The organism is Bacteroides sp. 2_2_4, from assembly GCF_000157055.1.
In the GTDB taxonomy this organism is placed as follows: Bacteria; Bacteroidota; Bacteroidia; order Bacteroidales; family Bacteroidaceae; genus Bacteroides; species Bacteroides ovatus.
Genome location: NZ_EQ973368.1, coordinates 134,017 through 148,210, shown reverse-complemented (window position 1 = coordinate 148,210; position 14,194 = coordinate 134,017). Strand labels below are relative to the sequence as shown.

Genomic DNA, 14,194 nt, shown 5'->3' with positions numbered 1-14,194 from the left:
TATATAATGATTGTGTACCGAAAGTAACTATCGCCCCCAGAAGCCTGTGGAATATACTTATATTCTCCATTTGCGAATGCATAATACCAATAACTAATTATATGTCAGTTGTGTATAAACAGTAAATCCCGATATACACTTGTGGAATATCATTAAATTCTCCTTTTGGGAATGTGTAAAATCAATCAAATGTGCCGAGTATAACCATGTTTAGCTCGGAAAACAAGGACACGAAATGTGTTAATTCCTTAAATTTTTCGTCGAAAAGTCCGATGGGTAGGGCAATACACAGTCCTATTGAAAAACGTTGTCCCCGTGGAGGGGACAGCAAGTTGTGTTTTCGTTTAACGAAAACGAAATGGTTTAACGGCATAAATTCGTCGTTAAACCATCCCTTGATGCTCCAGAGTCGCAGATTGTAATGATAGCGCTTAATCAATTCTAATAAATGTGTAGCACCACTAAAAAATGAGGTTGCACATTTTTTGCAATATGTATATTTTCATTTCTTATTTTTGCACTGTAGAAAATTAACGATACGTTTTGTTCTATTAACCATTTTAATTATGCCATGAATAAACTACAGTTTTTTCTAATTTCATAGCTGCTCTATTAATAATGAGTTACCAAGCTTCGAAAGGGAGAATTCCTTTTCGTACGGTTTGTAATCCGGTAGATTTAAATTATCGTTTCTGCTTGGATGAGCCTTCCAGAAGAGAAGCTGCTGATCCGTCATTACTCCTCTATGAAGGAGAGTATTATTTGTTCCCTTCCAAGTCCGGTGGATATTTTCATTCATCGGATTTAAAAAATTGGAGACTTATCACGACGAATGATTTGCCCATAGAAGAATATACCCCTACGGTGAAAGAAATTGATGGTAACATGTTTTTCACTACTCCTACTGGAACGAAGAAAATCTATAAAGTTATTGACCCCGAAACAAGGTAAGTGAGAACTTTTAACCGATAGTTTCCCTTATGAGAAAATGATCCAGCATATTTTTGTAATGATGATGGACGTGTCTATCTTTACAGTGGTTCCAGTGATAGTGCTCCTATCACTGGAATGGAACTTGACCCGAAAACAATGATGCCATTGACTGGCTTTGTGCCTCTGATGTCTTGTAATCGTGCACAATTGGGATGGGAAGTTTGCGGAGATCATAATACGGATGTGAATAATCCTTGGTTGGAAGGTGCTTTCATGACAAAGCATAATGGGCGGTACTACTTACAGTATTCAGTTCCTGGTACTCAGTTTAAAAGTTATTGTGATACCCTTTATATTTCTAATATTCCGTTGGGACCGTTTACGGTAGCTAAACATAATCCGTTTGCATATAAACCGGAGGGCTTTGCTAATGGCATAGGGCATGGAAGTACGTTTTGTGATGTATATGGAAATTACTGGCATATTGGGACGGTAGCTGTTTCTGTGTATCATATGTTCGAACGACGTCTTTCATCCCCGGACGAGCTTATTCTAGGATGGATGTTACTTACAATAAGAGCGTGGAGGCTTCTTCTACACTGGACGGATATCCGGCACAGAATGCCGTTAATGAGGATATTCGTTCATGGTGGAGTACAGCTAGCGGTAACAAAGGTGAATCTCTGTTTGTTGATACGAGAGCAAAGGCTGTGGTCTATGCTGTCCAAGTGAATTTTGGAGATTAAGATGCTACTTCGTTAGAAAGGAATGATAGTATTTATTATCAATATCGTATAGAAAGTTCATTAGATGGAATAAGTTGGAATATGTTGATAAACCAATCCGACAATGTGAGAGGTGCTTCTGACTAATATTTTCAATTAGAAGTTCCGGTTGAGGCACGCTATCTTCGTATTATCAATTTGCATTGTACAACTGGAAAATTCTCTCTGTCTGGACTGCGTGCATTTGGTAAAATAGATAAATCATTACCTGCCGAAGTGCATGGACTGATAGCGGAACGTCATCCGAAAGACCACCGCAAAGTATCATTGTGTTGGAGCAAGGTGGAGGGAGCAATGAGATATAATATCCGTTTTGGATCAGACAAAAATAAATTGTATCATAATTATCAGGTATATTCAGCTGAATCGTTATCTATTAATGTGCTGAATATGGAATTGCCTTATTACTTCGTTATTGACAGTTTCAATGAGGCTGGCGTTACCCGTGGAACTGAAATGAAAGAAACACTATGAAGTATTATTATTGAATGAATATGAACTATTTAAAAATAGGTAAAACAATAAAATGAAAATAATGAAGACGTGAATTAAGGCGATGGCAGGACTTTCCTTGTTAATGAACTATTCTGTATTGCTGGCACAAAACCCTGTTGTATAAACTTGGTATTCTCTTGATCCTGCACTGTTTGTTTATCAGGATACTGTATTTCTTTTTACCGACCATGATGTGTATATCTCGTTATCGGCAAAAAACGAGTACGGGAGTTGGGGAATTAAAGTGGGGTATCCCGTACAAAAGCAGATAATCTGCAAAATATGTATTATAAAGGAAACATCCTGTTACATCTCGATTAGGCAAATAGTGGTAAATGTCGTTCCTTTGGAGAAGAAAATAATATTTGATAACATTATAAATTTAAAGGAATATCATGAAGACATTTTCTACTATCTGTCTTGCTTCGTTGGTTGCGGGCACCGCTGCCATGCTGGCACCCGCAACCGCCGAGGCACAGAATCCCGTCGTGCAGACGTGGTTCACCACCGATCCCGCACCGATGGTGCACAACGATACGTTCTATCTCTATACCGGCAACGATGCCGATGGTGCCGACTTCTTCTGGATGAACGAATGGCGGCTCTATACTTCCACCGACATGGTGAATTGGCGTGACCACGGCCCGCAGATGTCCATCGGCACCTTTGCATGGGGCGACGACCGCGCCTGGGCGGCACAGGTGGTGGAGCGCAACGGCAAGTTCTATTGGTATGTCTGCCTGCACTCCAAGTTGAGCGGTGGCATGGCTATCGGTGTTGCCGTTGCCGATTCGCCCATCGGCCCTTGGAAAGATGCCATCGGTAAGCCGCTCTATGAAGACGGCAAGTGGGATCACATCGACCCTACCGTCTTTATCGACGACGACGGGCAAGCCTACCTCTACTGGGGTAACCCGCGCATCTACTACTGCAAGCTGAACGATGACATGGTCAGCGTGAAGGGTGAGGTGAAACTCATGGAGATGACCGAAGCCGGCTTCGGCGCACCCAACCCCGACCAACGCGTGAAGGACAAGAAGTACAAGGACTGCTACACTGAGGGGCCGTGGGTTCGCAAAGCGGGCACGAAGTACCAACTGATTTACGCCGCCGGCGGAGTGCCTGAGCACATCGCCTACAGCGAGAGCGACTCGCCCACAGGTCCGTGGACCTACAAAGGTATCATCATGCCTCTCTCCGATACCGGTTCGTTTACCAACCATGCGGGCGTTGCCGACTATAAAGGGCACTCTTACTTTTGCTACCACACCGGCAAACTGCCCCAAGGCGGAGGATTCGGGCGTAGCGTGGCAATCGAGGAATTCAAGTACAACGCCGATGGCAGTTTTCCCACCATCCTTCCCACGCAGGAGGGAGTGAAGCCCATCGGCACGTTCAACCCCTACCGCAAGGTGCAGGCGGAGGTCATCGCCTACAGCCGCGGCATCAAGAGCCAGCCTTACGGGCACGACAACGTCTATCTCTCCGACCTCCATACGGGCGACTACGTGAAGGTACGCAATGTAGATTTCGGCGACAGACAACCGGCGGCATTTCGGGCATCGGTGGCAAGTGCCCTCTATGGTGGTAAGCTTGAACTGCGCATTGACAGCCTCAGGGGCGAGAAGATAGCCGAAGCCGTCGTTCCTCCTACCGGTGGTTGGGAACGCTTCATCACCATAGAGACCCGCGATGTAAAACCCGTCAGCGGTGTACACGACCTCTACTTGGTACCTCAAGGTTTCAAAGGAACGGAACTCTTCACCTTCGACTGGTGGCAACTGATGGACAAGGATCAGTATTATTCTCTATTGTCAATTGTCAATCCTCAATTGTCAACTGCTCCCACCAATATCCCTGGTTACGACTTCCCAAAACTCGATGCCGAACGTCGTGCCCACTTCTGCGTCCATGCCCCGGCTTGCGGCAGAATGCAGGTGGACATTTGCGGCAAGAAGTATGACATGGAGAAAGACGCGCGGGGATTCTGGACTGCCGTGACCGACCCGCTGGTCGCAGGCTTCCACTACTATTTCCTTATCGTGGACGGCATGAGCGTCATCGACCCTTCGAGCGAAACCTTTTACGGATGCTGCCGCATGGCTTCGGGTATCGAGGTTCCCGAGGGTGAGGAGGGCGACTACTACCGTCCCCAAATAGGTACGCCGAAAGGGCAGGTGCGTTTTTGTTCCTACTATTCGGATTCGCAAAAGGAGTTCCGCCGCGCCATGGTCTATACGCCTGCGGAGTATGAAACGTCCGGTAAGAAACGCTATCCCGTGCTCTACCTGCAACACGGCATGGGTGAGGACGAAACGGGTTGGAGCACGCAAGGGCACATGCAGCACATCATGGACAACCTGATAGCCGCCGGAAAGTGTGAACCGATGATTGTGGTGATGGAGAGCGGCGATGTGGAAACTCCCTTTATCCTGCGCGAGGGCGAGACGATGGCAGAAGTCCATGCACGTTACGGCGCCACCTTCTACGACGTCATCATTAAAGACCTCATTCCCATGATAGACAGTATCTTCCGCACAAAGACCGACCGCGAAAATCGTGCTATGGCAGGGCTTTCTTGGGGCGGGCGCCAGACCTTTAACACCGTGCTGTCCAATCTTGACAAGTTCGCCTATCTCGGCACTTTCAGTGGTGCCCTCTTCGGCGTGGACGTGAAGACCTGTTTCGACGGTGTGTTTAACGATGCGGCGAAGTATAACAAGCAGATGAAGTATATGTTCATGGGCTGTGGAACGGAAGAGAACTTCGGCACAGGGAAGATGGTGGACGAACTGAAAGCCCTCGGCATCCACGTGGATTTCTATGAATCGCAAGGTACCCACCACGAGTGGCTCACTTGGCGGCGTTGCTTCAAGGAGTTCGTGCCGAATCTCTTTAGAAAGTGATAGTTGATAACTCATAATTCATAACTTATAACTCCTTATGAAACATACAATGAAAGCTGCCCTGTTGATGGGCATCTGCACCGCTTGCGGAAACCCAACCCAGACTTCGGACAACTATGCTTATCAAGCAAAGGCGGAAATTAATATGCCGATTATCCAGACCAGCTATACCGCTGACCCGGCCCCGGTGGTAGTCAACGATACTGTTTATCTTTTCACCTCACACGATGAGGACAATGCCCAAGGCTTCCTGATGAAGAACTGGCTGCTTTATATTTCGACCGACATGGTGAACTGGCAGGACCGTGGAGTCGTGGCCTCGCTCCGTGACTTTGAATGGTACCAAGGCAACAACGGGGCATGGGCCATCCAAGTGGTTCACCGTAACGGCAAATGGTATATGTATTGTCCCATTCATGGTCATGGCATCGGTGTGCTGGTGGCAGATTCGCCCATGGGACCCTACAAAGACCCCATCGGCAAGCCGTTGGTGTGGCAGCGCGAACATTGGGACGACATCGACCCCACGGTGTATGTGGACAACGACGGACAGGCTTATATGTATTGGGGCAATCCCAACCTTTATATGGTGAAACTCAACGAAGACATGGTCTCTTATTCGGGCGACATCGTGAAGATGCCGCCTATCGAGGACTACCAGGAGGGCCCGTGGTTCTATCGCCGTGGCGATTACTACTACTTGGCGTTTGCTTCCACCTGTTGTCCCGAAGGGATAGGCTATGCCATGAGCAAGAACCCGACCGGGCCGTGGGAGTACAAAGGTCACATCATGGGTCATACGGAACGCACTCGGGGTAACCATCCCGGCATCATCGACTACAAAGGCCGTTCTTATTGCTTCGGTCAGAATTATGACCTCTACCGGCTGGAAACCGACCTGCACGCTGAACGACGCTCCATTTCTCTTGCCGAGATAACCTACAATGCCGATGGCACCATTCAGGAACTTCCCTACTTTCACGAATGCACCCTACGTCCGGTGGCGAACTTCAATCCCTATTGCCGTGTGGAAGCGGAAACCATGGCTTGGGGCTTCGGTCTGAAAACAGGTAACAACAACCCTTGCAGCCGGCACAACAGCCTCTTTGTGCGCAACATCGATGACGGTGAATACATCCGTCTGCGCAGTGTCGATTTTGTCGAAGGTGCTTCAACGTTCAAAGCATCGGCATCTTGCCACCTCTATGGCGGCGAGATTGAGATTCGCCTCGATAACGAAGAAGGACAGTTGATTGGCAGGCTCAGCATCGACAATACGAAGACCGCTTACCAGACGTTTGAAACAAAGGTGGAAAAGGTGAGTGGCGTACACGACCTCTACCTCGTTTTCCGTGGTTGCAAACAACAGAAGAAGAACCTCTTCCTGCTGGATTGGTGGGAGTTCGAGAAATGACTATCGACCTCTAACTTTCGTAAATAAATAGGATAAACATCAGACAACATGAAACATTTTATTCCTTTTTTCTTTTCGTTCTTAGTATTCACCGGTATGGTGAATGCACAGGACAAAGACTTCCACATCTATCTGGCTTTCGGGCAGAGCAATATGGAAGGCAGTGCCAAGGTGGAGGAAATCGACCAGCATGGAGTCAATCCCCGCTTTATGGTGATGAACGCGGTTGACAATGCCGAAAAAGGCTGGAAGATGGGCGAGTGGCGCACGGCGACTCCTCCGCTCTGCCGCCCCTATACGGGCTTGACCCCTTGCGATTACTTTGGTCGCATGATGGTGGACAACCTGCCCAAGCAGGTGCGTGTGGGTGTCATCAATGTCGCCATCGGTGGCTGCCGCATCGAGATATTCGACAAGGCAAACTGTAAGGGACATATCGCTTCGCAACCCGATTGGTTGAAGAAGATGGCTACCGAATACGACAACGACCCCTATGGACGACTTATTGCCTTGGCACGCAAGGCGCAGAAAGAGGGTGTCATCAAAGGCATCCTGATGCTCCAAGGCGAGTCGAATTCGGGTGATCCCCGTTGGCTCGGACAGGTGAAAGAAGTCTATGGTCATATACTTGCCGACCTCGGTCTGAAGGCCGTGGATGTCCCTTTGATTGTCGGTGAAGTGGTCAACCGCACCGAACGCGGCATTTGTGCTTCCCACAATCTTCTCATCAACCGTCTGCCCGAAGTGATTCCGACGGCTCATGTGGTGAAGTCGGATTATTGTCCGGCAGCAAAAGACCTTCTTCACTACACTGCACAAGGCTACCGCATGATGGGTTCGCGCTTTGCCGAAACAGCGTTGAAGCTGCAAGGTGTCAAGCCTTTGGTCAACAAGTACGACGTCACTCGTCTGAAACTTTGGTACAACCGTCCCGCGCAACATTGGGAGGAGGCTTTGCCTATCGGCAATTCACGCCTTGGCGCCATGGTCTATGGCGGTGCCGGATGTGAAGAATTGCAGATTAACGAAGAAACCTTCTGGGCAGGCGGACCCCATCACAACAACAGCCCGAAAGCCAAAACTGTGCTTGACGAGGCACGTCGTCTCATCTTCGAGGATAAGACTATGGAGGCGCAGAAACTGATCAATCCGAATTTCTTTTCGGGACCTCACGGCATGAGCTACCTCAACATGGGCAGCTTGCTCATTTTACAGCCGGGCCACGAGAAGGCTACCAACTATTATCGTGAACTTGACATCGAAGATGCCACTGCCACCACCTGTTACGAGGTGGACGGCGTGACTTATACCCGTACCGCCTTCTCGTCAATGACCGACCAGGTCATTATTGTCCGTCTCGAAGCCAACCGCAAGGGGGCTTTGCAGTTCAGTTTGGGTTACGACACCCCGAAAGAGGCTGATGGGTCTGCTCTCCTCCATCCCGTAGTCAAGGTGAGGGGCAATAAGCTGACCATGCAATGCATCGGCATGGAGCAGGAAGGCGTTGCTTCGGCCATCAAAGGCGAATGGCAGGTGCAGGTGGTTCACGATGGCAAACAGGTGAATCAGCCCGACCGCCTTGGTGTGCAAGGAGCCACTACTGCCACCGTTTACCTCTCGGCAGCCACCAACTTTGTCAACTACAAGGATGTGAGCGGAAATGCTTCCCGCCGCGCCGCCGCTTATTTGAAAACCGCTTTAAAGCAGCCTTATCCCAAGGCACTCGAAGCACATTCAAAAGCCTATCAGACCCAGTTCAATCGTGTGAAGCTCGATTTGCCTGCTACCATCGCTTCATTGGCTCCCACTAATCAGCGCGTGGCCGACTTCAACCGTGTCGATGATCGCAACCTGATGGCCTTGCTCTACCAGTACGGACGCTACCTGCTCATCTGCTCCTCGCAGCCAGGTGGTCAGCCTGCTAATCTGCAAGGTATCTGGTGCCGTAGCCTTCACGCACCTTGGGACAGCAAGTACACCATCAACATCAATACCGAAATGAACTATTGGCCGGCTGAGGTAACCAACCTCTCCGAATGCCATGAACCTCTCTTCTCCATGCTCGAAGACCTCAGTGTCACCGGGCACGAGACGGCCCGCACTCTTTATGGTGCCAAGGGTTGGGTGGCTCACCACAACACCGACCTTTGGCGTATTGCCGGTCCGGTCGATGGCGCAACCTGGGGGATGTGGCCCAACGGCGGCGCATGGCTTTGCCAACATCTCTGGCAGCACTACCTCTATACGGGCGACCAAGCGTTCTTGCGTAAGTACTATCCGGTGATGAAAGGCGCGGCCGACTTCATGATGAGCCACTTGGTGAAACACCCCAAGTATGGTTGGCTGGTTACTGTGCCGAGCGTCAGCCCCGAGCATGGATACACAGCCTCTACCCTGACTGCCGGTTGCACCATGGACAACCAGATTGCTTTCGACATCCTTAACAACACACGTCTGGCTGCTACCATTCTTGGAGAACCGACCGCTTACCAAGACTCCCTGCAAGCCACTTGTACCCAACTGCCGCCGATGCAGATTGGCAAATACAACCAGATACAGGAATGGATGGTCGATGCCGATGACCCCAAGAACGAGCATCGCCACATTTCCCATCTCTACGGGCTTTATCCTTCCAACCAGATTTCTCCGCATTTGCAGCCCACACTTTTTGCTGCCGCCAAGAACACGCTGCTCCAGCGTGGCGATCAGGCCACAGGCTGGAGTATAGGTTGGAAGATTAATTTCTGGGCGCGTATGCTTGATGGTAACCACGCTTATCGCATCATACGGAATATGCTCCGGCTTCTTCCAAGCGATGGAAAGCAGAAGGAACATCCCGATGGCCGTACGTATCCGAACCTGTTCGATGCGCATCCGCCTTTCCAGATAGACGGAAACTTCGGTTATACAGCCGGAGTGTCGGAAATGTTGCTTCAGAGCCACGATGGAGCCGTGCATCTGCTGCCTGCTTTGCCCGAGGAGTGGCGGGAAGGAAGAATCAGCGGACTGGTGGCACGAGGTGGTTTTGTCGTGGATATGGAATGGAGTGGGGCACAATTGTTTCGCGCCGAGATTTGCTCACGCATAGGCGGTGTGCTTCGCATACGTAGCTGTGTGCCTCTGAAGGGCGAGGGACTGAAACCCGCAGAAGGCGCTTGTCCCAATATGCTTTATGCGCCTGCCGAAGTGCCTGCTCCTTTGAAATCGAATAAACTGAGAGCACTCCAGCTTCCCGTATTATATAAGGTATATGAATACGATGTGACAACCGAAGCAGGCGGACACTACCTATTTGAGAGGGACTATGCTCCTGAACTGGCACTACAGATGCATGACAACCTGAAATATTAACTTTAAAGACATACAAATCCATGAACTTCAAGAAAACAATATTATTATTAGGTCTGATGTCCGTTTCTTTAGGAACAGTGGCGCAGCAACGGGAAATTTTTAGCAATCCGGTGATTAATGCCGATGTGCCCGACCCTTCGATGATTCGTGTGGGCGACTATTATTACTTGGTTAGTACTACTATGCATCTGATGCCCGGTTGCCCGGTGATGCGTTCCAAGGATTTGGTGCATTGGGAAACCATTAGTTATGTGTTTCAGAAGTTGACCGACTTGCCTCGTTATGACCTGAAAGAGGGAACTGTGTATGGGCGTGGTCAGTGGGCTTCGAGCATCCGCTATCATAAGGGACAGTTCTATGTATGGTTCTCACCTAATGACGAACCACATCGTGGCTACATTTATACAACCAAGGATCCGGCGGGAGAGTGGAAGCTGGTTTCGCGTCCGCCCCACCATCATGATGCTTCCTTGTTTTTTGACGATGACGGGAAAGTTTATCTGTTTTACGGAACCGGGCAGTTGCGTCAGCTTAAGAGCGACCTCAGTGATGTGGAACCGGGAGGTATAGATATGAAGATATTTGAACGTGATGCCGATGAACAGGGATTGCTCGAAGGAAGCCAGGCTTTTAAATATAACGGAAAGTATTATCTGATGATGATTTCTATGGATTGGGGCATACCGGGGCGGCTTCGTCGTGAAGTGTGCTACCGTGCCGACCGGATAACCGGGCCTTACGAAAAGAAGGTGATTCTTGAAACGGAATTCCAAGGCTATGGTGGTGTAGGGCAGGGTTGCATCGTGGATTCTCCGCAAGGCGACTGGTATGGCTTCATCTTTCAAGACCGGGGCGGCATAGGACGTGTGCCCACGCTGATGCCTTGCCGTTGGGAGGATGGCTGGCCTATGCTGGGCGATGCCGACGGTCGTGTGCCTGAGAAAATGACTCTGACCACTTATCCCGATGCTTGCAAAGGAGGAATCATGGGAAGTGATGATTTTTCCGCCTCCAATTTGTCGCTCTATTGGCAGTGGAACCATAATCCGATGGATGATTGTTGGTCGTTGACCGAACGTCCGGGATTCATGCGACTGAAAACGGGGAGGGTAGTGGAAAACCTGTTTTTGGCGCCCAATACTCTGACTCAGCGTATGAGCGGTCCCCGGTGTAGTGGAGTGGTGGCGATGGATGTATCGAAAATGGCGGATGGCGATGTGGCGGGATTCAGCGCTTTCAACGGATTGTCGGGTGTGCTTGCTGTGGAGAAGAAAGCGGGAAAGAAGTCATTGGTGATGTCGTTTCAGTCGGTCAGCCTAGCAGATAAGGACAAACGGGTGACGGAAGTGAAGACGGAAGAGAAAGAACGTGTGGAATGCTTGAACGATGTGGTCTATCTGCGTATCGACGGTGACTTCACGAAAGGAAAGGATGAAGCGACTTTCTACTATAGCTACGACAATAAAACGTGGAAGCGGATAGGCTGCCCTTGCAAAATGAAGTTTGATCATACCAAAATGTTTATGGGCAGCAAATTCGCTATCTTCAATTATGCCACAAAGTCGTTGGGAGGCTATGTGGATGTAGATTCTTTTTGGGGGGATTGTTTTCTCAAGTGATGTATTATAATTCCATCTTTTTGTATCCTATGTTTACGGTGGTGTGTTTTCTGTAGTGTTGGTTGTTTGATGCTTCACTGCTATTCTGCCGGCTAAGCGCTACTTTTGTCATTGAAAGAAACATCAATAACAAAAGTAATATTATGAGAAATTTCTTCAAAAAAATGGTTGTACTGTCTGTAGGGTGTCTCACACTACCTTTGTGGGCGCAACCACATCGGGAGGGTGTGCAACAGAAACTACAAAGTTTATCGGTCGAACAAAAAATTGATTTGCTTTGTGCCAGATACCCCGGAGTTCCGCAAGAGGGATTGGCTAAGTATGATTGGTGGAGCGAGTGTTTACATGGAGTAGCTCGTGCCGGTAAGGCCACGGTGTTTCCCAAGCCTATCGGCATGGGCTCTACATGGGATGCGGAGTTGATTCATTGCATTGGCATAGCGATAGGTGATGAGGCGCGCGCCAAGCATCATCAAGACGTGCGTGAACATGGCTATAGCGATCGCCATTATGGACTTACCTTCTTTTCTCCTACTCTTAACATTGCGCGCGATCCGCGTTGGGGACGTACTACTGAATGTTTCAGTGAAGACCCGCTGCTTACATCGGATATGGGTGTCTCATTTATTAAAGGTATGCAGGGTGATGATCCCTACTATTTAAAAACCGTAGCTACAGCTAAACACTTTGTGGCCAACAATGAGGAGAATCGCCGGTTGGGTGGTTCGGCTATCGTTGATGAAGTGTCATTGCGCGAGTATTATTTCCCAGCATTCAAGGATGCGGTGGTGCGCGGATATGTTAAATCTATCATGGGAGCCTATAATGCCTTGAACGGCATACCTTGCTGTGCCAACTCCATGCTGCTTACTGATGTATTGCGTAAGGAGTGGGGCTTTGAAGGGGTGGTTATCTCTGACGGTTCAGCTATTGACAAACTTTATACACATCATAAATATGTACCTAATCTGGAAGAGGGAGCCGCCTTGGCATTGAGGGCTGGTTGCGATATGTCGTTGAGAGATGAATATCGTCCCGGACTGAAGAAAGCCTATCATAAAGGACTCATTACGGAACACGACTTAAATGTAGCAGTTGCACGCGTGCTCGACTTGCGCGCTCGACTCGGATTGGATAAAGGTACTGACCAAGGCAATCCTTATAAAAATACGCCATACAGCGTGGTAGAATGTGAGCGTCACCAGCAACTCGCACTCGAAGCGGCGGAGAAATCTATGATTCTGCTGAAGAATGAAGGGGTATTGCCGCTGAAACCGGATGCGTCCAATCGAAAATTGAATATTGCTTTGATAGGTGATGCCTTTAAGTCTGTTTACTATGGTGATTACAGCGGTATGCCTGAATATAATCGTACATTGCTTGAAGCTTTCACACACGATGCGGGCAGGCTGGCCAATCTTACTTGGATGGGGGAGCGATCTCAAGAAGTGTTGATTCCATCCCACCTGTTGACACAAACGGCTGACCAAGCTTACGATGGTATTTTAGGTTTTACGGCTCGCTATTATGAAGGTACTAAGGTGGGGAAAGAGGCGGCATTGACACGCCAGGATCTTACGCTCGACTTTAAGCTTGCTGAGGATGCCGCTTTGAAACAAAAGGAAGTGCGTGCTGCTAGCTGGACATCTACGCTCAAGGCACCACAATCTGGAAGATACATGTTTTATTTGGAGGCTTCGGGGCGTGGTAAATTGTTCATCAATGGCAAACAGATGTTGAGTAAATATAACGGGCATCGGTTCAAGACTTCGTGTGAGGTTGTCTTGAAAGAGGGTGAGGAATATAAACTAAAAGTGGATTGTGAGGAGCTGAACACCCAAATGCCCATTCGTCTGACGTGGACGCCTCCTTTCAAAGGTACGGATGACACGCCTGCCAAACTTGCCAAACGTTCGGATGTGGCTATTCTTTTTGTGCGCGATGATAATTCTTCCGAAGGTCGCGACCGTAAGAATTTGAACTTGAGCGATGCGCATATCGAATTGATAAAAGAGGTGTGTGCTGCCAATCCTAAAACAATCCTTCTCTTAGGAGGCGGTTCTACTTTAGCGCTGAAAGATATTATTGAGGGGCCCGCTGCTTTACTCAATGTATGGATAGCTGGTCAGGGTGAAGCCCAAGCCATTAGCAATATCCTCTTGGGCAAGACCAATCCCAGCGGTAAGACTGCCGTAACCTTTTGTGCCGACGAGTCGGAACTGCCGGCGCTCGATGATTATGACATCACCCATGGACGCAGTTATCAATATTTCAAAGGCAAAGAACTTTTTCCCTTTGGATTCGGCTTGAGCTACACAAACTATCAATATGGTAAGCCAAAGATGAAACATCGTAAACTACAGCAAGGCGACAAGGTAGAAGTGTCTGCCGAAATCAGAAATACTGGTAAATATGCAGGCGAAGAGGTGGTACAATGTTATTTATCATCGCCAACTTGGCAGAAACAGGGACTCAAGCAAAAACTCGTAGGTTATCAGCGTGTGTCATTGAAACCGGGACAAGCAAAAACTGTAAAATTCTGTATTCAGGAAGAACAGTTGAAACGCTGGAATAAGGATAAAGATGAATGGGGCTTGAACGGAAACCAATATAATTTGTCGGTAGTTCCCTGTTCGAATCAGCAAAATGCCGTGTCGTTTACCTATCGTTAAACAATCAAGTAAGTCTAAG

Annotated in this window: 8 protein-coding genes and 1 pseudogene; all 9 read left to right on the top strand. The window is 48.7% G+C overall.

Going from position 1 to position 14,194, the window contains the following annotated elements:
- The first annotated feature begins 618 nt into the window (after positions 1 to 618).
- On the top strand, positions 619 to 951 hold the full coding sequence (locus BSCG_RS30650) for a hypothetical protein (RefSeq protein ID WP_241762167.1): 333 nt from the start codon (positions 619 to 621) through the stop codon (positions 949 to 951).
- A gap of 99 nt (positions 952 to 1,050) precedes the next feature.
- Positions 1,051 to 1,365: pseudogene (locus BSCG_RS30645) on the top strand (family 43 glycosylhydrolase); the annotation flags it as partial.
- Positions 1,366 to 1,490: 125 nt separating this feature from the next.
- Positions 1,491 to 1,679: a hypothetical protein gene (locus BSCG_RS30640; RefSeq protein ID WP_241762166.1), complete on the top strand. Its 189-nt coding sequence runs from the start codon at positions 1,491 to 1,493 to the stop codon at positions 1,677 to 1,679.
- A gap of 177 nt (positions 1,680 to 1,856) precedes the next feature.
- Positions 1,857 to 2,192: a hypothetical protein gene (locus BSCG_RS30635; protein WP_241762165.1), complete on the top strand. Its 336-nt coding sequence runs from the start codon at positions 1,857 to 1,859 to the stop codon at positions 2,190 to 2,192.
- 416 nt (positions 2,193 to 2,608) lie between these two features.
- Positions 2,609 to 5,119 (top strand): family 43 glycosylhydrolase, encoded by a 2,511-nt coding sequence (locus tag BSCG_RS04505; protein ID WP_032849747.1) that lies wholly within the window; start codon positions 2,609 to 2,611, stop codon positions 5,117 to 5,119.
- Between the two features lie 37 nt (positions 5,120 to 5,156).
- Entirely contained in the window at positions 5,157 to 6,533 is a 1,377-nt protein-coding gene (locus BSCG_RS04510; RefSeq protein WP_008777146.1) for a glycoside hydrolase family 43 protein, read from the top strand.
- Between the two features lie 48 nt (positions 6,534 to 6,581).
- Entirely contained in the window at positions 6,582 to 9,884 is a 3,303-nt protein-coding gene (locus tag BSCG_RS04515) for a glycosyl hydrolase family 95 catalytic domain-containing protein (protein WP_008777145.1), read from the top strand.
- A gap of 20 nt (positions 9,885 to 9,904) precedes the next feature.
- A complete protein-coding gene (locus tag BSCG_RS04520) occupies positions 9,905 to 11,503 on the top strand; it encodes a glycoside hydrolase 43 family protein (RefSeq protein WP_008777144.1) in 1,599 nt (532 codons plus the stop codon).
- A 143-nt stretch (positions 11,504 to 11,646) separates the two neighbouring features.
- Positions 11,647 to 14,175 (top strand): beta-glucosidase, encoded by a 2,529-nt coding sequence (locus tag BSCG_RS04525; protein ID WP_032849746.1) that lies wholly within the window; start codon positions 11,647 to 11,649, stop codon positions 14,173 to 14,175.
- The last annotated feature ends 19 nt before the right edge of the window (positions 14,176 to 14,194 follow it).